Below are 17,452 nucleotides of genomic sequence, written 5' to 3' on the forward strand. Positions count from 1 at the left end.
GGCGCGTCGCGTGGCGGCACGCGGGCGGCCGGGGGCGGGCCGTCACGGGGCGTCCTCGTAGTAGGCGACGACGGTGGTCTCGCCGTCGCGGGCGCGGAGTTCGGCGAGGACCGCGGCGAGCACCGGGTGGTCGGAGCGGACGGGCCGGTGGAGTTCGGGCAGGGGTGTCTCCGCCTCGTCGGTGGGGTGGGTCACGCGTCGGCCGTTCCGGAGGTGAGGCGGGCGATGTCCGCGCGGAGCCGCTCGGCGAGCGCGGGATCGGTGGTCAGGCGGAGGGCCTCGCGGTAGTCGGCGAGGGCGCTGCGGTGGCGGCCGGCCCGTTCCCGGACGTCGCCCCGGCCGCGCAGGGCCGGCGGCAGCACCGCGCGGGCACCCGGTCCGGCCTCCCGGGCGAGCTCCAGGCCCCGCGTGTAGTACTCCACGGCCTTGTCGGCGTGGCCGGTGGTGCCCAGCCGTGTGTACAGGTGCACGGCCACGGTGCCGCGCCGCAGCAGGTACATCGCCTGGAACCGCGGCTGCTCGGCGGAGCCGCGGACCGCCTCGCCCAGCAGCCAGTCGGCCTCGTACAGGTCGGACAGCACGTGCTCGCGCTGGAAGCGTCCGATGTACGCGTCGGCGAGCAGGGAGCGGCGGTAGGGCAGTTCGGGGTCGTCGGGCAGGGTGCCGTCGACGGCTCGCCGCAGCAGGTCGACGGCCCGGTGGGTGTCCTGCGCCGAGTCGTGCCGCCCGGCCCGCTCGCACAGCGCCCCGCCCCAGTCCGTCAGGACGGCGGGCAGCCGGGGATCGTCCTCGCGCAGCAGCCGTACGACCGTCTCCCAGGTGTCGGCGGCCAGGTCCAGCGAGGCCCGGTCTCCGGTGCGTTCGTAGCTCTCCCAGTGGGCGCTCGCGGCGCGGGTGCGGCACTCGACGCGCAGTTCCCCGTCGTCCCCGGCGGCCTCCTGGGCCCGCTGGAGCGCGTGGAGCAGCAGGTCGGGTTCGCCGGTGCTCCCGGTACCGGGCCCGGCGATGTCCACGGCGGACGCCACGTCCAGCCAGATGCGGCAGCGCTCGGTGTCCGGCAGGTCGTTCGCCTCGCTCAGTACGGCCATGAAGTCCTCGGTGGCCGAGGTGGCCGCGTCACGCGCCCGGTCCGGGTCGTCGGCGGCGAAGGTGAAGGGGCCCCGACCGGCGGACTGCCGGGCCAGTTGCAGCCAGAGCCGGGCGCGCTCGGTGCGGGCCTCGGCGGAGACGGACAGCTCGACCGCGGTGGTCACGGCGTCGAGGGCGCGGTGCAGGTGGGCGACGTACCACTCCTCGGGGCTGCCGGCGGCGGTGTAGGGGCCGCCGGGCCCGTGCGCGTCGGCGCCCACCAGCGCGACGAGGCCCCGCAGGCTCGACAGCGCGAGACCGGCGTGGTGGCGCTGGACGGCGTCCTCGCTCTCCGAGCCGAGAACGGCGGCGAAGTCCTCGTCGGCCAGGTACAGCAGGACCGCCTGGGCGAACTCCGCGGGGTCCCGGCCGTCGCGGGCGGCGTCGGCCGCCCAGTCCCGCAGGTCGTCGGGCGCCCCCGGGAAGCCGATGCCCTCCTCGCGCACCGCGGAGGCCAGGGCCGAGCAGACCGTCCCGCGGACGAACCTGCCCTGCCCGGTGAGCACCCGTGTGTCCGCGACGGCCTCCCACGCCTCCCGCAGGTCCTCGCCGTCCGCGCCCACGTGCCACCGGTCCAGCAGGCACTCCGCCAGCAGCTCCGCCGCGCTCACGCGCCGCTCGCCCGTGCGGGCCACCGCCAGTGCCTGGCGCAGGCCGTCGACGGCCGCGTCGAGTTCGCGGGTCAGTCCCTCCGCGCGGAAGCGGGCGTACGCCTCGCGGCCCCGCTCCAGCAGCTCCGCCGCGTCGGCCCCGGGGCCGACGACCGTCCTCGGCATCCGGGAGCCGAGCTCGCGCAGCACGTCCGCCGACACCTCGGCGAACGCGCGCAGGCCGGGTGGTTCGGCCGCGCCGGGGCCGGTCGCGTACGCGGTCGCCGGGCCGGTCACCGCAACGAGCCGCTCTCCCGGGGTGACCGCGCCGCGCAGGAACGCCCCCGCCAGGGCCGGGAAGTTGCGCACACTGCGTCCGAAGCGGCGCTCCACGTACTCGGAGCAGTGCTTGAACAGCAGCTCCACGTCCTCGACGGTCAGCCGGGCCCGCAGTTCCGTGGCGACGCCGGGCAGGAAGCGGTACCGCACCGCCTGCGGGTCGTCCGTGTCCGACTCGCGGCGCAGCAGCCCGCCGAGGAGCACCTCGGACAGGACGTCGGGCCCGCTCCCGGCGAGCATCGCGTGCTGGACCAGCTGCATCACCGGCAGCTGGAGCGGCACCGCCGACAGGTACACGGCCAGGCGGCGCGCCTCCGGGGAGGCGGGGCGCAGGAAGGCCCGCACCCGCTCGGCCCCGCCGACGTCCTCGGCCGCGCGCACGGGCGCCGAGGAGGCGGGGTGGTCGGCGCGCACCCAGCCCGCGGCGGCGGCCAGGGACTGCCCGGTGGCACCGGACACCAGCCGCGCCCAGCCCTCCACCGAGGGGCGGCGCAGCGCCAGCACGGGCACGGGCAGGGCGTCCGGCTCGGCCGCTCCCCGGTCGGGGCGGAACTCCAGCGCGCCGGCCGGGCCCTCGCGCCGGTGCAGCGTCCCGCGCCGGGCCGGCAGATGGGTACGGGCCCACATCCGCTGCGGCAGGGGCTGGGCGACGGCGACGGGGGCCGACGCCGCCCAGCGGTGCAGCAGGCGCTGCATGCGGCCGCCGCGCCACATCGGTCCGGCGCAGTCGCTGAGCACCAGGGTCACGCGGCGGCCGGTCGGATCGCTGAGCTGCTCCGGCGCGTGCAGCGGGCCGCCCGGGTCCGGGCGGGAGGAGCAGCCGGGCCGGCCGCCCGGGGCTTCGTGCAGGTACTGCACCTGCAGCTCGCGGAACGCGCCGGCCCGGGCGCAGACCTGGCGCAGTTCGTCCAGGGCCTGCTGCCAGACCACGGTGGAGGTCGACACGTCCATCAGGAGCAGCAGCCGGGCCTCGCGGCGCCGGTCGGTGCGCAGCACCGGCAGGACCAGCCCGGACTCCGCGGCCCGTTCGGCGGTGGCCCGTTCGTCCAGGGTGCGCGGGACCGGGCGTACGGGGGCGCGGTATCGCTGCAGCGGGCGCAGGCCGCGCTGGAGGGCGAGGGGTTCGGGCAGGACGGGGGCGGCCGGGACCCGCACGGGTGCCGGCCCGTCGCCGGTACCGGCCGCGCCGCTCGGGGCGCCGTCCTCGCCGGGGGCGAACAACCAGGCGCCCTCGGCGGCGCTCTCGCCACGCTCCGCGGACTGTCCGGACCCCGCAGACGGCGGAGACGCGGCGGACGGACCGCCGGACGGCGTCCGGGCGGCGCCTTCGGGGCGCGAGCCGCTCCCGGCCGCCGCTGTGGAGGGGGCGGGCAGCCAGCGGGCCAGCCACAGCGCGTCCGCGAGTTCCTCGACGCCCGGCCCGATCCCCGCGTCCCGCATGCGCGCGACCAGCGCGGCGAGCACGGGCGCCGCGCCGTCGGCCGGGGTCGGGGAGTCCTGGGCGGCCATCGCTACCGCGGCCCGCGGTCCAGGGGCTGCATCAGGAGGTCCGAGATCTCCTCGCGCCGGTGTGCGGCGTCGCGGGCGGCGTACTGGGCGAGGAAGATCGCGTTGAGCAACTGGTCGGTGGGCCGCAGCGCTCCGTCCGTCTCCGCGCGGGCGAACCGGTCCACGATGTCGCGGTTGTCGTCGTAGGCCCCCTGGCCGAAGTGGGCCTGCACGAGGGCGGCGAGGCGTTCGTCGCGCGGGGCCCTGAGGTCGAGCGGGATGCAGCGGCGCAGCAGCGGGGCGGGGAACTCGCGCTCACGGTTGCTGGTCATCACGACGAAGGGGAAGGCCCGGCACCGCACCCTGCCCTCCTTGACGGCGACCCGCCTGCCGTCGTCGGTGAGGACCTCGACGACCGGGGTGCGGTCGGCGATCCGCTCCAGCTCGGGGATGGCGAACGCGCCTTCCTCCAGCACGTTCAGCAGGTCGTTGGGCAGGTCGATGTCGCTCTTGTCCAGCTCGTCGATGAGCAGCACGCGGGGGCGGTCGGCGGCGAGCAGCGCGGTGCCGAGCGGACCGAGCTTGATGTACCGGCCGATGTCCGGGGCGCCCTGGCCGTCGGGCAGCTGGGCGTCCTGGAGGCGGCCGATGGCGTCGTACGTGTAGAGCCCGTCCCGCAGTTCGCTGCGGCTGACGACCGGCCACTCCAGGACCCGGCCGAGACCGAGTTCGTAGGCGACGGAGTGGGCGAGCGTCGACTTGCCGACGCCCGGTTCGCCGGTGACGAGCAGCGGCCGGCGCAGATAGAGGGAGGCGTTGACCAGTTCGAGGGTGCCGGGGTCCTGGATGGGCAGCGGGACGGTGCGCGCGCCGAGCCTGCGCCGGGTGGAGGACCCGGGTTCCGGTACGTCGTAGTCCACGGCCGGGGTGTCGAAGGCCCGCCACGGGGGCGGGGCGGGCAGCTGCCCGATCCGCTCGGGATCCGGCTGCCCGGTGCCCCGGTAGATGAACCACTCGCTCATGCGGTGCTCCTCGTCGACGGTCGGCGGTTGTCCACGGCCTGGCCGACGAGGGCGTCGTGCACCCACAACGGGCCCCTGGGAATGTACCCGTCCACCGCCCCGGAACCAGCGCGTTCCGGCCAGTCACGGCCTTCCGCGCGGCGCCCGCGGCACGTGCACCGGGGTGCGTGTACGGCGTTCACAGGGGCGCGTCCAGCGTCCCGCCCTCTTCGGAGGGCAGGGGGCGGCGCGGGTCGTCGTACAGGAGGGCCATCGGCTCTGCCCAGGCGAGGTCGTCCCGCAGCTCGCTGATCTCCTGGCGGACGTGGCGTATCCGGTCCGGCAGTTCGGCGAGGGAGCCGAGCGTGGCGAGGAGTTCCTCCGCCCTGGCGTAGAGGGTGTCGCACGACTCGGGGCAGACCCCGGAGGAGTGGCCGTCGACGTGCCACAGGGCGACGCCGTGGCCGCTCTCCAGGGCGAGCCGCATGGCGGTGCGGCCGGGGCCGCGGCCGGCCGGGCGGCACATGACAGGTATGAGGTCGAAGGCGGCGTCGCGGTAGCCGTGGGCGCCGGGGAAGCCGCCCTGCCCCGGGGTGCGCCAGCCGCCGAAGCGCGGCTGGGCGGCCATGGCCTGCCAGCGCTCGGTCCAGAGTTTGTCCGGATCTCCCCGGCGTTCGAGGGCGCGCAGCACCACCCGGCGACGCGCCCCCAGGTGACCGGCGTCGTGGAGTTCGGCTATGTCGTCGAACCGCCAGCGGTGCACCGCGGTGTCGAAGTACTCGGCCGGGAGGGCGACTTCGAGCGGCACCGGCCGGTCCTCCTGGTCCCTGGCCCGCAGCAGCCGGCCCAGCGGCGCGCGCAGGGCCTGGACGAGGTCGGCGGGGTCGTGCCCGTGGACGGAGCCGTCCACCTCGTGGAGTTCGGGCTCGCCGTGGCCGTCGTCGTACCAGATCTGCCAGAAGAACCGGGTGGGCCGCGCGCCTATCACCGGGTCGAGCAGGACGGCCACGGTCGCCCCCTCGCCGGGCCCCGGGTAGGAGATCACGACGCGGTCCGGCACGGTGCCGGGGGCCGGGCGCAGTCCTTCCGGGAGGCCGGCGTCGTGGACGAGGTCGTGCAGGTGCCGGCTCGGTTCGCGGCGCAGCCGCCGCTCGATCCACCGGCGGAGGGCGGCCGCGTCGCCTCCCCGTGAGTCCGTGTACAGCTCGACGAACCTCAGGTAGCGCAGGAAGGTCAGTGCCGGCAGCGGGCGGGCGCCCTCGTAGAGCAGTCCCGTGCCGTCCCGCCAGGTGAGCAGCTCGGGGGTGGGACCCGGCCAGATGTTGCGGCTGCGTGCCTTCTTGGCAAGCAGTTCGACGGTGGGCGCGTCCGGCGGCGGGGGCAGTTCGGCGAGCAGACGCAGCGCCTCCCGGCGGTCGGCGGGGGTCCACTGCTCGCCGGCGCCGACCGGGGGCCCGCCCTGGAGGTCTATCCAGTTGTCCCCGGCCGGGGACTGCGGCTCGTCGCCGTGCCAGCGGTCGTGCGCGGCCAGCAGGGTGCGGTACGCCGCTCCGAAGCGCCGCAGGGCCGAGACGGCGACGGCCTTGCCGCCGTCCTGCTGCTTGCGGCGCGACTTGACCAGCCCAATCACGGCTCCCGTCTCCGGGTCGAGGAGCGGGCCGCCGGAGACCCCGCCGGGGAAGTCGATGTCCGGCTTGATGATCAGCCCGTACCGGTCCTCGTGCCCGTTGATCTCGGCGTCGACGATCCGGAAGTGCGTCTCCGGCGGTCCCGGGTGGTAGCCGCACACCTTGAGGGCGCCGGAGTGGAGCACGGCCCGGTCGGCGAGCCACACGCACTCGTGCTGGTGCTCCTCGGGCTCCCCGGCCAGCCGCACCAGGGCCAGGTCCTCCTCCAGCGGCACGGTCTGGCGGCGCGGGTCGGTCAGCAGCCACTGCTCCAGGCCGGCCTCGGCGTCGACGCCCTCGCCGCGCACCCTGAAAACGGTGCCGGGGTCCGCCGCGAGGTGCGGGCGCAGCACGTGGGCGGCGGTGAGGACCCGGCCCGGCGCGACGAAGAAGCCGCTCCCCCACAGCGGCGCGCCCTCTCCCCGGGCGGGCAGCAGGTGGACGGTGGCGGCGCGGGCGAGTTCGTAGAGGCGGTCGTTCCCCTCGCTCATGCCCGTCACTCGTGCGGGGCCGGCACCCGCGCGCCGGCCTGCCCGTCGGGCCGGTCGAACTGCCAGGTGAGCGTGACCTCGAGCGACGCCTTGGTCTCGCCCCGGGCAAGCACGGCCAGGGCCAGTCCCTCCTTGGCGGTCAGCTCCACCCCGAAGGTGATGGCGGCCTCGCTGGGCCCGGCCGCGCGAGCCGCGCTGAGCACCGAGGCACCGACCCCGGTGATCAGCTCCTGGAGCCGCTCGACCTTGGCGACGGCGGCCTCGGTGAAACCGACGTCCTCCTGGTCGTCGTAGCCGTCCGCCTCGCTGATCCGGGCGGTGACCACCGTCCCGTCCGGCAGCAGCACGTCCTGGATGTGGCTCATTCCGCTCCCCCGTCGAGCCCGCCCCGCCCCAACCGGGCACGGGCACCGGTCACTTGACCTCGCCGAGGCTAATACCCAGTCCGGCACGCCGCGACCCCCACCCGCGAGCGGGGAGGAGCGGGCGGGGCGCACGGACTACCCTGGACGGGTACGCCGTGGGCCCGTCCCACCCGCATCAGGAGCATGAGTTGTACTTCACCGACCGAGGCATCGAGGAACTGGAGAAGCGGCGCGGCGAGGAGGAGGTCACCTTCGAGTGGCTCGCCGAGCAGCTGCGGACCTTCGTCGACCTGAACCCTGACTTCGAGGTGCCGGTGGAGCGCCTGGCGACGTGGCTGGCACGGCTGGACGACGAGAACGAGGACGAGTAGGTCCTCGCGGACGGGACGCTCGGGCGGTTTCGAAGCAGCCCGTCAGGCACGTCTGAAGCACTCGTCGGGTGCGCCCGCGGCACTCGTCAGGTGCGCCTGGAGAGGCCGTACGCCGTCCCGAGCGCGCCGTGCGCGATCAGCAGTGCGCCCGCCGCCGTCCAGCCGCCGCTGTGCCGCCGCAGCCCCCAGGCGGTGAGCGAGAGGCCGGCCGCCGTCTGGGCCAGGGCGAGCGCGCGGGCTCCGGGGCCGCCCACCCAGGGCATCCAGGCGGCGAGGCGGCTCTCGTCGGCGGTCGGGCGACGCCCGGCGGCCTCCGTCCACAGCACGCCGGGCAGGGTCCGGGCGGCCGCACCGAGGCGGTCGGCGTCCGCGCCGGGGGCCAGTCCGGCGGGGAGGGTGATCCCCGCGCGCGTGAGCACCGCCAGCAGTCCCCGCAGCCGGGCGGACGCATCGGCACCGGCACCGCGTCCGGCGTCCGGGTCCGGCCGGGTCAGCCGGTCCAGGGACTGGACGTCCAGAACGGGGTCGAGACCGATGCGGGCGGCGAAGGTGCGCATGGCCTCGTCCTCGCCCGCCGGGGTGCCGTCCGCGAGCCACACGTAGCCGACGGGGCGGCGGAAGCCCGAGGCGAGGGTGTAACCGGCCCGGTCCGCGTCCCACCACAGGGCGAGTACGGGCCAGGGGGCGCCGACGGCGAGCGCCGCGGCCCAGCCCGTGACCACGCGGTCGACCGGTTCGCCGTCGCGCCGCCACGGCCCGCCCTCGGGCACCAGCACGCTCCACCCCCCGCCCGCCCCGGCCAACGGCATCCGTTCGCCCAGCAGCGGGGCGACGGCGGCTACGGAGTCCGGCTCGGCGCGGCAGAGCAGCAGGGCCCCGGGCGCCGGAGCGATGGCGGGCACGGACTCTTCTGTCGACATAGGGACAAACTAGGGCACGCCGCTCGGGCCGGCCGGGCATTGACCACCGGAACGGGTGTCTTGACTTTCCGTGCCCGCGATATATCGTGATTCACGGAGGACGCGATATGGCGCGTTCGGTCGAGGAGGTCGTCACCATGTCCGAGTGGTCCGTCGCGGAGCCCAGGAAGCTCACCTTCGACGAGTCCGTCAGCCGGCTCCACGTACGCGTCGTCGGTGGAACGGTGAACGTGGTGGGCACCGACGAAGGTTCCGCCCGTCTGGAGGTCTCCGAGATCGAGGGGCCCCCACTGATCGTGACCCACCGGGACGGCGTGCTCACGGTGGCGTACGAGGACCTTCCCTGGAAGGGCTTCCTCAAGTGGCTGGACCGCAAGGGCTGGCGGCGCAGCGCGGTGGTCTCCCTGGCGGTGCCGGCCGGGACCCGTGTGGAGGTCGGCGCGGTCAGCGCCGCGGCCGTGGTCTCCGGTCTCGACGGTCCCGCCGAGGTGAAGGGCGTCTCCGGGGACACCACGCTGGTGAGCCTCGCGGGCCCGGTCCGCGCCGACACCGTCTCGGGGAGCGTGGAGGCGCAGGCCCTCAGCGGCGACCTGCGCTTCAACTCCGTCTCCGGCGATCTGACCGTGGTGGAGGCGGGCTCCTCCGTGCGGGCCGACTCGGTGAGCGGGTCGATGATCGTCGACCTGGACCCGGCCGGCGGACCCACCGACATCACCCTGAACAGCGTCTCGGGCGAGATCGCCATCCGGCTGCCCCAGCCGGCCGACGCCCGGGTCGAGGCGAACACGGCCAGCGGCACGGTCAGCAGCGCCTTCGAGGACCTCCGGGTGGCCGGCCAGTGGGGGGCCAAGCGCATCACCGGCCGGCTCGGCGCGGGCAACGGCAGCTTGAAGGCCACCACGGTCTCCGGCTCGATCGCCCTGCTCCGCCGCCCGGCCGCGGAGGGCACACCATGGGAGCGGGAGCCGCAGGACACCGGCCCGGCGGACCACGCCCAGGCCGACTCGGGGGACAATTCCGCTTCCGTCCGGGACCAGGGCGCCACCGGCACCCCTTCCGACGGCACGACCGACAAGAAGGTGCTCTGACATGCCCCCCGTCTTCGCCCACGGCCGCCTCCGTCTCTACCTCCTCAAGCTCCTGGACGAGGCCCCGCGCCACGGTTACGAGGTGATCCGGCTCCTCGAAGAGCGCTTCCAGGGCCTCTACGCCCCGTCCGCGGGCACGGTGTACCCGCGCCTGGCCAAGCTGGAGGCGGAGGGCCTGGTCACCCACACCACCGAGGGCGGCCGCAAGGTGTACGCCATCACCGACGCGGGCCGCGCCGAGCTGGCCGACCGCAGCGGGGAGCTGGCCGACCTGGAGCTGGAGATCCGGGAGTCGGTCGCCGAGCTGGCCGCCGAGATCCGGGCCGACGTGCGGGGCGCGGCCGGGGATCTGCGGCGGGAGATGCGGGCCGCGGCGACCGCGGCCCGCCGGGGCACCGGCTCCGGGGCGCACGACGAGTGGAGCGGTGCCGCGGACGGCGCCGGGGACACCGACGAGAAGGAGGCGTGGCGGGCCGCCAAGGAGGAGATGCGGCGGGTCAAGCAGGAGTGGAAGGAGCAGGCCCGCCGGGCGAAGGACGAGAGCCGCCGCGCCCGTGACGAGGCGCAGCGGGCCCGGCGCCAGGCCAAGGAGGCCCAGGAGCGGGCCAGGGCCCAGGCGCAGGAGGAGGTCCAGCGTATCGCCCAGCGTGTGCAGGAGCAGGTGCAGGACCACTTCTCGCGGGGCGACTGGCCGACCGGGCTGCGTGAGGGCCTGAGCGAACTGGCCAAGGAGGTCGGTGACTTCGGAAAGGACTTCGGGAAGGAGTTCGGCAAGGACTGGGGCTTCGGCCGCACGGACACCGGTGGCACCGCCCCGCGGACCGACCGCTCCCGCGGCGCCGAGTACTCCGTCACGCCCGAGGACTTCCCCGCCGGATATGCCCCGAGCTGGGCCCACGAGGACGCGGCGGAGTCCACCGGCGACCCGGCCCGCGACCTGGACCGGCTGCTCGACCGCTTCCGGGACGACATCCGCGACGCCGCCAGGGACCACGGCGTGACGGCCGATCAGTTGCGCGACACCCGCCGCCGCCTGTCGGAGGCCGCGGCACACATCGGGGCAATTCTGCGGACGCCGAAGGGCTGATCCCGGTACGGCGTGGCGCCCCCACTCCCTCGGGGGCGTCGCGCACCGGCAGCTGCCCAGCCCCGGTCGGGCGGGGGTGGGCGCCGGTCAGGCGCAGGCTTCCCCGGGTCCGTCGCCCAGCACCCTGGTCAGCGACTCGTGGGTCACCCCGTGGTCGGCGAGCACCTCGGCCGGCACACCGGGGCGGAGGACCAGGGCAAGGAGGACGTGCTCGTCCCCGATGTGCCGCTCACGCCGGGCGACGGCGACCCGCAGCGCCTTCTCCAGTACCTCCTTGGCCCCCCGGCTGAAGCCGCGGCGCCCCGACCACGGGCGCCTGCCCTTCCGGTCGTCGGCGGTCATCGCGCCCACGCCATGGGCCTCCTCCACCCGGGCGACGATCTCCCCGACGTCGACCCCCAGTCCGGCCAGGGCCTCGGTCTCGGCCTGCGACAGCCCGGCACGCCGCCGCGCGTCCCGCAGCGCCTGACGTACCGCGTCCCGCCGCTCGCCGGCGCCGAGTGCCGCCAGGGCGAAGGAGGCACGGCTGCCCTCCCGGTCCAGCAGGGCGAGCAGCAGATGCTCGGGCCCGACGCTGTCCGCCCGCGCCTCTTCGGCGTGCTCGACGGCGCCCTGTACGACCGCTCGGGCATCCTTCGTGAATCGCTCGAACATCAATGCCTCCCGTACTTCTTGTGCACGGCCTGCCTGCTGACCCCGAGTTCCGTGGCGATCTCCTGCCACGACCACCCCTGGCTGCGCGCGCTGCGCACCTGCACCGCCTCCAGTCGCTCCACCAGCTTGCGGAGGGCGGAGACGGCCCGCAGTCCGATGCGGGGATCACGGTCACCCGCACGTGTGGCGAGATCCGTAGCTTCACTCATGATGTCAACTTAGGTTGACATCACCGCCCATGTCAACCCCAGTTGACATGCAGGGGGCGGATGGCGAACGCGTGCGGCGGGCCCGGAGAACCGGACCCGTCGCACGCGAGAAGCTTGTCAGAAATGAGGACAACGAAGGCAACGGGAAGACTCAGGAATTGCTGAGCACGATCTTGCCGAACTGCCCCCCGGAGGCCATGCGCTCGAACCCCTCACGGGCCCGGTCCATCGGAAGCACCTCGTCGATGACGGGGCGCACACCGGTGGCGGCACAGAAGGACAGCAGGTCCTCCAGTTCGTCCTTGGAACCCATCGTGGAGCCGACGACCTTGAGCTCCAGGAAGAAGATCCGGGTCAGTTCGGCGTGCGAGGGCCGGTCGCCGCTGGTGGCACCGGAGATGACCAGAGTGCCCCCGGGCCGCAGCGACTTGATGGAGTGCGACCAGGTGGCGGCACCCACGGTCTCGATGACGGCGTCGACCCGCTGCGGCAGCCGCGCCCCGGTCTCGACCGCCTCCACGGCACCCAGCTCCAGGGCCCGCTTGCGCTTGGCCTCGTCCCGGCTGGTGGCGAAGACCCGCAGCCCGGCCGCCTTGCCGAGCACGATCGCGGCCGTGGCGACACCGCCGCCGGCGCCCTGCACCAGCACGGAGTCACCTGGCCGCACCCCGGCGTTGGTGAACAGCATCCGGTACGCCGTCAGCCAGGCGGTCGGCAGACAGGCGGCCTCCTCGAAGGAGAGCTCCCTGGGCTTGGGCAGGATGTTCCAGGTCGGCACGGCGACCTGCTCGGCGAACGTCCCCGGGTAGCGCTCGGTGAGGATGGAGCGGGGCTCCTCGGGACCGACCCCGTGGCCGGTCTGGCCGATCACGGAGTGCAGGACGACCTCGTTGCCGTCCGCGTCGACCCCGGCGGCGTCGCAGCCGAGGATCATCGGCAGCCGGTCCTCGGGGAGGCCGACGCCGCGCAGGGACCACAGGTCGTGGTGGTTGAGGGAGGCGGCCCTGACATCGACGACACTCCAGCCGGGCCGGGCGTCGGGAGCCGGAAGCTCTCCCGACTCCAGACCGGTCAGCGGCTGGTCGCGGTCGATTCGGGCGGCGTAGACAGCGAACATGACCTCGACGATAGGTTCCCCACCCCCCAACCGGAACCACACCCCCGTGTGACACACCCCCTCTTGCACCCACCGCCCCCACCTGCGGGCATCCACAAGCCGCCCCCCAACTGCGGGCAGTCGTGCCGCTGGGGCGGCACGGGTGGGCGCAGCGGCACCCGGCCGGCGCCGGTCACCGCACCCACCCCCGCCCAGCACCATCGCACCCGCACCCAAACGACAAGCGGCCCCGTCCGCCAGGGACGAGGCCGCTCACCACACCGCAAAGGCTCACACCGTCACCGGCGCGCAACCCCCTCCGCCCGAGCCGCCGCGGCCACCGCCGCCGTAACGGCCGGCGCCACCCGCTCGTCGAACGGGGACGGGATGACGTAGTCGGCGGCGAGTTCGTCCCCCACCACGGAGGCCAGCGCCTCGGCCGCCGCGAGCTTCATGCCCTCGGTGATCCGCGACGCCCGCACCTGGAGAGCGCCCGCGAAGATGCCCGGGAACGCCAGCACGTTGTTGATCTGGTTCGGGAAGTCCGAGCGCCCCGTCGCCACGACCGCCGCGTACTTGTGGGCGACCTCGGGGTGCACCTCGGGGTTCGGGTTGGCCATCGCGAAGACGAACGCGCCCTTCGCCATCGAGGCCACCGCCGGCTCCGGCACCGTACCGCCGGAGACGCCGATGAAGACGTCGGCGCCGGCGAGGGCCGCGTCCAGCGAGCCCGACAGTCCGGCCTTGTTGGTGAAGGAGGCCAGCTCCTGCTTCACCGGCGTCAGGTCGTCCCGGTCGGCCGAGACGACGCCCTTGCGGTCGGCGACCGCGACGTCCCCGATGCCGGCCTCCACCAGCATCTTGGCGATGGCGACCCCGGCCGCGCCCGCGCCCGAGATCACCGCCCGCAGCTCACCCAGCGTCCGCCCGCTCAGCCGCGCCGCGTTCCGCAGTGCCGCCAGCGTCACGACGGCCGTACCGTGCTGGTCGTCGTGGAAGACCGGGATGTCCAGGCGCTCCTGGAGCTTGCGCTCGATCTCGAAGCACCGCGGCGCCGAGATGTCCTCCAGATTGACGCCGCCGAACGAGGGCGCGAGCCGGACCACGGTCTCGACGATGTCGTCGGCGTCCGTGCAGTTCAGGGCGATCGGGACCGCGTCCACGCCGCCGAACTGCTTGAAGAGGATGGCCTTGCCCTCCATCACGGGGAGGGAGGCCTCGGGCCCGATGTCCCCGAGTCCCAGCACCGCCGTACCGTCCGTCACGACCGCGACGACCGACGACTTCCAGGTGTAGTCGTGGACGAGGTCGGGCTGCTCGGCGATCGCGCTGCACACTTTCGCGACGCCGGGCGTGTACGCCAGGGACAGGTCTTCCTTGTCGCGGACCGGCACGGTGGCCTGCACGGCCATCTTGCCGCCGCGGTGCAGCGCGAACGCGGGGTCGAAGGAGTCGAGCGGTTCGCCGCCCGCCTCCTGCTCCGCACTGGCGTCGCTGTCGCTGCGAGGATTGACGATCTCCGCTGCCACTTTGTCTTACCCCTTAAGAGTTCATGGATTGAGGGTTTGTCCACTCCTGGTGAGGAATGGGCGGGCACCGCACAGGGAGATGGCTGTCTGGGCCACGAGGCCCCTGCGCGACGGGCGCGCCGCACACGCGCCCTGAGCCCCTGATGAGGGGTGTAAAGAACCTTCTTACCCGACGGACGGCCCCCGCGACGAGTCCGATAAGCGCAAGCTCACATGCCGGACCTCGAACCCCGCATGTCGGTGACATGACTCATAGCCGGGGTTCCGGACAACCTCCCGGGCCCCCTTGACAGACCTGCGGACTCCGCCTTCGACGGCCCGACTCACCCGCGATCCATGTTCGGATAACGAGAAATTCCGTAGATCTTCCGGCCGGAAGGGCAGATTCCCGCAAAGGTTCGGTCGTGATGTACCGACCTGGTGCGGTTCGGGGGGTGACCCGTTATCCGATTTTGACATGACGGCCCCCCTGAATGGCCGAGTCCGAATGGCAAGATGCCGTAATCACACGAGGTCGCGGCACTCGAAGGTGTGTGCTCTCGTCGACCCTCGGCGCCGTCCGGCCCCCGGCCGGCGTCCGTCCCACCGGAACTCCACCGTCCCCATCGGCTACTCCCTCATCCGCCGGAGGAACCACCATGACCGCACGCTCCACCCGTCGTACGACCGCCGCGCACTCCCGGCTAGCAGCGGTCGGTGCGATCGCGGTCGCAGGCGCCCTGCTGCTCACCGGATGCGGTGACCAGACCGAGAACAGCGGCTCCGGCAGCAGCGACGACCAGTCCTCGAGCGGCGCTCCGCTGGCCGACAAGCTGCCCCAGTCCATTCGCGACAAGGGCACCGTCAAGGTCGGCTCCGACATCGCCTACGCGCCGGTCGAGTTCAAGGACGACTCCGGCAAGACGGTCGGTATCGACCCCGACCTCGCGGACGCCCTGGGCAAGCAGCTCGGCGTGAAGTTCGAGTTCGAGAACGGCACCTTCGACACCCTGGTCACCGGCCTGCGCTCCAAGCGGTACGACATCGCCATGTCCGCGATGACCGACACCAAGGACCGCCAGGAGGGCATCGACGCCGACACCGGCAAGAAGGTCGGCCAGGGCGTCGACTTCGTCGACTACTTCACCGCCGGTGTCTCGATCTACACCAAGAAGGGCGCCGACCAGGGCATCAAGACCTGGTCCGACCTGTGCGGCAAGAAGCTCGTGCTCCAGCGCGGCACGGTCTCCGAGGATCTCGCCAAGGCCGAGAACCAGAAGTGTCCGGCCGGCAAGAAGATCTCCATGGAGGCCTTCGACAACGACCAGCAGGCCCAGACCCGCCTGCGCGCGGGCGGTGCGGACGCCGGCTCCTCCGACTTCCCGGTCGCGGCGTACGCGGTGAAGACCTCGGGCGGCGGCAAGGACTTCGAGCTCGTCGGCGAGCAGGTCGAGGCGGCGCCGTACGGCATCGCGGTCGCCAAGGACAACACGCAGCTGCGCGACGCACTGAAGGCTGCGCTGGACGCGGTGATCGCCAACGGCGAGTACAAGAAGATCATGGACAAGTGGGGCGTGGCGGAAGGCGCCGTCACCGAGGCCGCCGTCAACGGCGGCAAGTGACCGCGCGGCGGGCGCTGAAAGGCAACATCCGTGACTGTTGACATCGACAAGACGGCGGGCGGCCCGGCCGACACCCCGCCGGTCCACCCGGAGGCCATCAAGGCCATCCCGGTCCGGCACTACGGGCGGTACGTCTCCGCGGTCGTCGCGATCGCGCTGCTGGCCGCGGTCGTGTACGCGTTCTCCCAGGGCAAGATCAACTGGGGTGCGATCCCGGACTACTTCTTCGACGACCGTGTCCTGACCGGCATGGGCAAGACGCTCCTGATCACCGTCCTCGCGATGCTGATCGGTGTCGTCGGCGGCATCCTGCTCGCCGTGATGCGGCTGTCGAAGAACCCGGTGACCTCGACCATCGCGTGGTTCTACATCTGGTTCTTCCGCGGCACGCCGGTCCTGGTGCAGCTGGTCGTCTGGTTCAACCTGGGCCTGGTCTTCGAGTACATCAACCTCGGCCCGTTCTACCGCGACGAGTGGTCCGACTTCATGACGCCGTTCCTGACGGCGCTGCTCGGCCTCGGTCTGAACGAGGCCGCGTACATGGCGGAGATCTGCCGCGCCGGTCTGCTGGCGGTCGACGAGGGCCAGACCGAGGCGGCGCACGCGCTCGGCATGAGCCACGCCAAGACGCTGCGCCGGATCGTGGTCCCGCAGGCGATGCGCGTCATCGTGCCGCCGACGGGCAACGAGGTCATCAACATGCTGAAGACGACCTCACTGGTGTCGGTCGTCCAGTACGCCGAGTTGTTCCGGGTCGCCCAGGACATCGGCCAGACCTCCGGCGCCCCGGCCGAGATGCTCTTCCTGGCGGCCGCCTGGTACCTGCTGCTGACCTCGGTCTTCAGCATCGGGCAGTACTACCTGGAGCGGCACTACGCCCGCGGCTCCAGCCGTCAGCTGCCGCCGACGCCGTGGCAGAAGGTCAGGGCGAACATGCTCTCCCTCGGCCGCCCGAAGGGAGGCATGGCATGACCGAGAAGACCGGCAAGATCGAGAAGATCGCCGAGACGGACGGCGCCCGCGTGCGGGACTCCGGGGTCCCCATGGTGAAGGCGGAGGGCGTTCACAAGTCCTTCGGCGCCGTCGAGGTCCTCAAGGGCATCGACCTGGAGGTCAAGCAGGGCGAGGTGTTCTGCCTCATCGGCCCCTCCGGCTCCGGCAAGTCGACGTTCCTGCGCTGCATCAACCACCTGGAGAAGATCAACGCCGGGCGTCTCTACGTCGACGGCGAGTTGGTCGGCTACCGCCAGAAGGGTGACAAGCTCTACGAGCTGAAGGACAGCGAGGTCGCCCTCAAGCGCCGGGACATCGGCATGGTCTTCCAGCGCTTCAACCTGTTCCCGCACATGACGGCCCTGGAGAACGTCATGGAGGCGCCGGTCCAGGTCAAGGGCATGAGCAGGGCCCAGGCCAGGGACCGCGCGCGCGGTCTCCTGGAGCGCGTGGGCCTGGGCGACAAGGCCGGCAACTACCCCTCGCAGCTCTCCGGCGGCCAGCAGCAGCGCGTCGCCATCGCGCGGGCCCTGGCGATGGACCCGAAGCTGATGCTGTTCGACGAGCCGACCTCGGCGCTCGACCCCGAGCTGGTCGGCGACGTCCTCGACGTCATGCGCGACCTCGCCGAGTCCGGCATGACGATGGTCGTCGTCACCCACGAGATGGGCTTCGCCCGCGAGGTCGGCGACAGCCTGGTCTTCATGGACAACGGCGTGGTCGTCGAGTCGGGCAACCCGCGCGACGTCCTGACCGATCCGCAGCACGACCGGACGAAGGCGTTCCTCTCCAAGGTCCTCTGAGGCCACGACGGCGAACAGGGGCGGTACGGATC

16 protein-coding genes are annotated in these 17,452 nt (G+C 73.3%); 6 read left to right on the forward strand and 10 right to left on the reverse strand.

Features of this window, described 5'->3' with window-relative positions; all coding sequences use genetic code 11:
• Nucleotides 1-42: 42 nt before the first annotated feature.
• From ACIQFU_RS16175 to ACIQFU_RS16195, 5 genes are all read right to left on the reverse strand, one after another.
• On the reverse strand, nt 43-195 hold the full coding sequence (locus ACIQFU_RS16175) for a hypothetical protein (RefSeq protein ID WP_328562641.1): 153 nt from the start codon (nt 193-195) through the stop codon (nt 43-45).
• Nucleotides 192-3,566: an SAV_2336 N-terminal domain-related protein gene (locus tag ACIQFU_RS16180; RefSeq protein ID WP_402552016.1), complete on the reverse strand. Its 3,375-nt coding sequence runs from the start codon at nt 3,564-3,566 to the stop codon at nt 192-194. Before ACIQFU_RS16180 ends, ACIQFU_RS16175 begins: the two co-directional genes overlap by 4 nt.
• A 2-nt stretch (nt 3,567-3,568) precedes the next feature.
• Nucleotides 3,569-4,567 carry an AAA family ATPase gene (locus tag ACIQFU_RS16185; protein ID WP_402552018.1) on the reverse strand — a complete coding sequence of 333 codons (999 nt, stop codon included), beginning with the start codon at nt 4,565-4,567 and terminating at the stop codon, nt 3,569-3,571.
• 178 nt (nt 4,568-4,745) lie between these two features.
• Entirely contained in the window at nt 4,746-6,704 is a 1,959-nt protein-coding gene (locus ACIQFU_RS16190) for a trypsin-like peptidase domain-containing protein (protein ID WP_402552020.1), read from the reverse strand.
• A 5-nt stretch (nt 6,705-6,709) separates the two neighbouring features.
• A complete protein-coding gene (locus ACIQFU_RS16195) occupies nt 6,710-7,069 on the reverse strand; it encodes a CU044_2847 family protein (RefSeq protein WP_402552022.1) in 360 nt (119 codons plus the stop codon).
• Nucleotides 7,070-7,257: 188 nt separating this feature from the next.
• Here ACIQFU_RS16195 and ACIQFU_RS16200 point away from each other — a divergent pair, with 188 nt between their 5' ends.
• On the forward strand, nt 7,258-7,440 hold the full coding sequence (locus ACIQFU_RS16200) for a DUF6104 family protein (protein WP_200304581.1): 183 nt from the start codon (nt 7,258-7,260) through the stop codon (nt 7,438-7,440).
• Nucleotides 7,441-7,526: 86 nt separating this feature from the next.
• Here ACIQFU_RS16200 and ACIQFU_RS16205 read toward each other — a convergent pair whose 3' ends face one another.
• Nucleotides 7,527-8,360, reverse strand: coding sequence for a hypothetical protein (locus tag ACIQFU_RS16205; RefSeq protein ID WP_402552024.1), 834 nt, complete (start codon nt 8,358-8,360; stop codon nt 7,527-7,529).
• Between the two features lie 137 nt (nt 8,361-8,497).
• Between ACIQFU_RS16205 and ACIQFU_RS16210 the strand changes: the two genes are divergently transcribed.
• Nucleotides 8,498-9,448: a DUF4097 family beta strand repeat-containing protein gene (locus ACIQFU_RS16210; RefSeq protein WP_402552328.1), complete on the forward strand. Its 951-nt coding sequence runs from the start codon at nt 8,498-8,500 to the stop codon at nt 9,446-9,448.
• A gap of 1 nt (nt 9,449) precedes the next feature.
• Nucleotides 9,450-10,535 (forward strand): helix-turn-helix transcriptional regulator, encoded by a 1,086-nt coding sequence (locus ACIQFU_RS16215; protein ID WP_402552026.1) that lies wholly within the window; start codon nt 9,450-9,452, stop codon nt 10,533-10,535.
• An 87-nt stretch (nt 10,536-10,622) separates the two neighbouring features.
• Here ACIQFU_RS16215 and ACIQFU_RS16220 read toward each other — a convergent pair whose 3' ends face one another.
• The 4 genes from ACIQFU_RS16220 to ACIQFU_RS16235 form a co-directional block, all read right to left on the reverse strand.
• Nucleotides 10,623-11,189 (reverse strand): Clp protease N-terminal domain-containing protein, encoded by a 567-nt coding sequence (locus ACIQFU_RS16220; RefSeq protein WP_402552028.1) that lies wholly within the window; start codon nt 11,187-11,189, stop codon nt 10,623-10,625.
• Nucleotides 11,189-11,398, reverse strand: a complete 210-nt coding sequence (locus ACIQFU_RS16225) for a helix-turn-helix domain-containing protein (RefSeq protein WP_402552030.1) — start codon at nt 11,396-11,398, stop codon at nt 11,189-11,191. Before ACIQFU_RS16225 ends, ACIQFU_RS16220 begins: the two co-directional genes overlap by 1 nt.
• Before the next feature lie 151 nt (nt 11,399-11,549).
• Nucleotides 11,550-12,515 (reverse strand): zinc-binding dehydrogenase, encoded by a 966-nt coding sequence (locus tag ACIQFU_RS16230; protein ID WP_402552031.1) that lies wholly within the window; start codon nt 12,513-12,515, stop codon nt 11,550-11,552.
• Between the two features lie 278 nt (nt 12,516-12,793).
• Nucleotides 12,794-14,023 carry an NADP-dependent malic enzyme gene (locus ACIQFU_RS16235; protein WP_402552033.1) on the reverse strand — a complete coding sequence of 410 codons (1,230 nt, stop codon included), beginning with the start codon at nt 14,021-14,023 and terminating at the stop codon, nt 12,794-12,796.
• Between the two features lie 473 nt (nt 14,024-14,496).
• Here ACIQFU_RS16235 and ACIQFU_RS16240 point away from each other — a divergent pair, with 473 nt between their 5' ends.
• From ACIQFU_RS16240 to ACIQFU_RS16250, 3 genes are all read left to right on the forward strand, one after another.
• Entirely contained in the window at nt 14,497-15,624 is a 1,128-nt protein-coding gene (locus ACIQFU_RS16240) for an ABC transporter substrate-binding protein (RefSeq protein ID WP_402552035.1), read from the forward strand.
• A 30-nt stretch (nt 15,625-15,654) separates the two neighbouring features.
• Nucleotides 15,655-16,596 (forward strand): amino acid ABC transporter permease, encoded by a 942-nt coding sequence (locus ACIQFU_RS16245; RefSeq protein WP_402552037.1) that lies wholly within the window; start codon nt 15,655-15,657, stop codon nt 16,594-16,596.
• 71 nt (nt 16,597-16,667) lie between these two features.
• Nucleotides 16,668-17,420, forward strand: coding sequence for an amino acid ABC transporter ATP-binding protein (locus tag ACIQFU_RS16250; RefSeq protein ID WP_402552330.1), 753 nt, complete (start codon nt 16,668-16,670; stop codon nt 17,418-17,420).
• Nucleotides 17,421-17,452: the final 32 nt, after the last annotated feature.

The organism is Streptomyces sp. NPDC093065, assembly GCF_044754585.1.
In the GTDB taxonomy this organism is placed as follows: domain Bacteria; phylum Actinomycetota; class Actinomycetes; order Streptomycetales; family Streptomycetaceae; genus Streptomyces.

What these genes read in the sequence shown, in the direction of transcription:
- ACIQFU_RS16180 (WP_402552016.1), bottom strand. Translation starts at nt 3,566, where the DNA reads ATGGCCGCCCAGGACTCCCCGACCCCGGCCGACGGCGCGGCGCCCGTG.
- ACIQFU_RS16185 (WP_402552018.1), bottom strand. Translation starts at nt 4,567, where the DNA reads ATGAGCGAGTGGTTCATCTACCGGGGCACCGGGCAGCCGGATCCCGAG.
- ACIQFU_RS16190 (WP_402552020.1), bottom strand. Translation starts at nt 6,704, where the DNA reads ATGAGCGAGGGGAACGACCGCCTCTACGAACTCGCCCGCGCCGCCACC.
- ACIQFU_RS16195 (WP_402552022.1), bottom strand. Translation starts at nt 7,069, where the DNA reads ATGAGCCACATCCAGGACGTGCTGCTGCCGGACGGGACGGTGGTCACC.
- ACIQFU_RS16205 (WP_402552024.1), bottom strand. Translation starts at nt 8,360, where the DNA reads ATGTCGACAGAAGAGTCCGTGCCCGCCATCGCTCCGGCGCCCGGGGCC.
- ACIQFU_RS16210 (WP_402552328.1), top strand. Translation starts at nt 8,498, where the DNA reads ATGTCCGAGTGGTCCGTCGCGGAGCCCAGGAAGCTCACCTTCGACGAG.
- ACIQFU_RS16215 (WP_402552026.1), top strand. Translation starts at nt 9,450, where the DNA reads ATGCCCCCCGTCTTCGCCCACGGCCGCCTCCGTCTCTACCTCCTCAAG.
- ACIQFU_RS16220 (WP_402552028.1), bottom strand. Translation starts at nt 11,189, where the DNA reads ATGTTCGAGCGATTCACGAAGGATGCCCGAGCGGTCGTACAGGGCGCC.
- ACIQFU_RS16225 (WP_402552030.1), bottom strand. Translation starts at nt 11,398, where the DNA reads ATGAGTGAAGCTACGGATCTCGCCACACGTGCGGGTGACCGTGATCCC.
- ACIQFU_RS16230 (WP_402552031.1), bottom strand. Translation starts at nt 12,515, where the DNA reads ATGTTCGCTGTCTACGCCGCCCGAATCGACCGCGACCAGCCGCTGACC.
- ACIQFU_RS16240 (WP_402552035.1), top strand. Translation starts at nt 14,497, where the DNA reads ATGGCCGAGTCCGAATGGCAAGATGCCGTAATCACACGAGGTCGCGGC.
- ACIQFU_RS16250 (WP_402552330.1), top strand. Translation starts at nt 16,668, where the DNA reads ATGGTGAAGGCGGAGGGCGTTCACAAGTCCTTCGGCGCCGTCGAGGTC.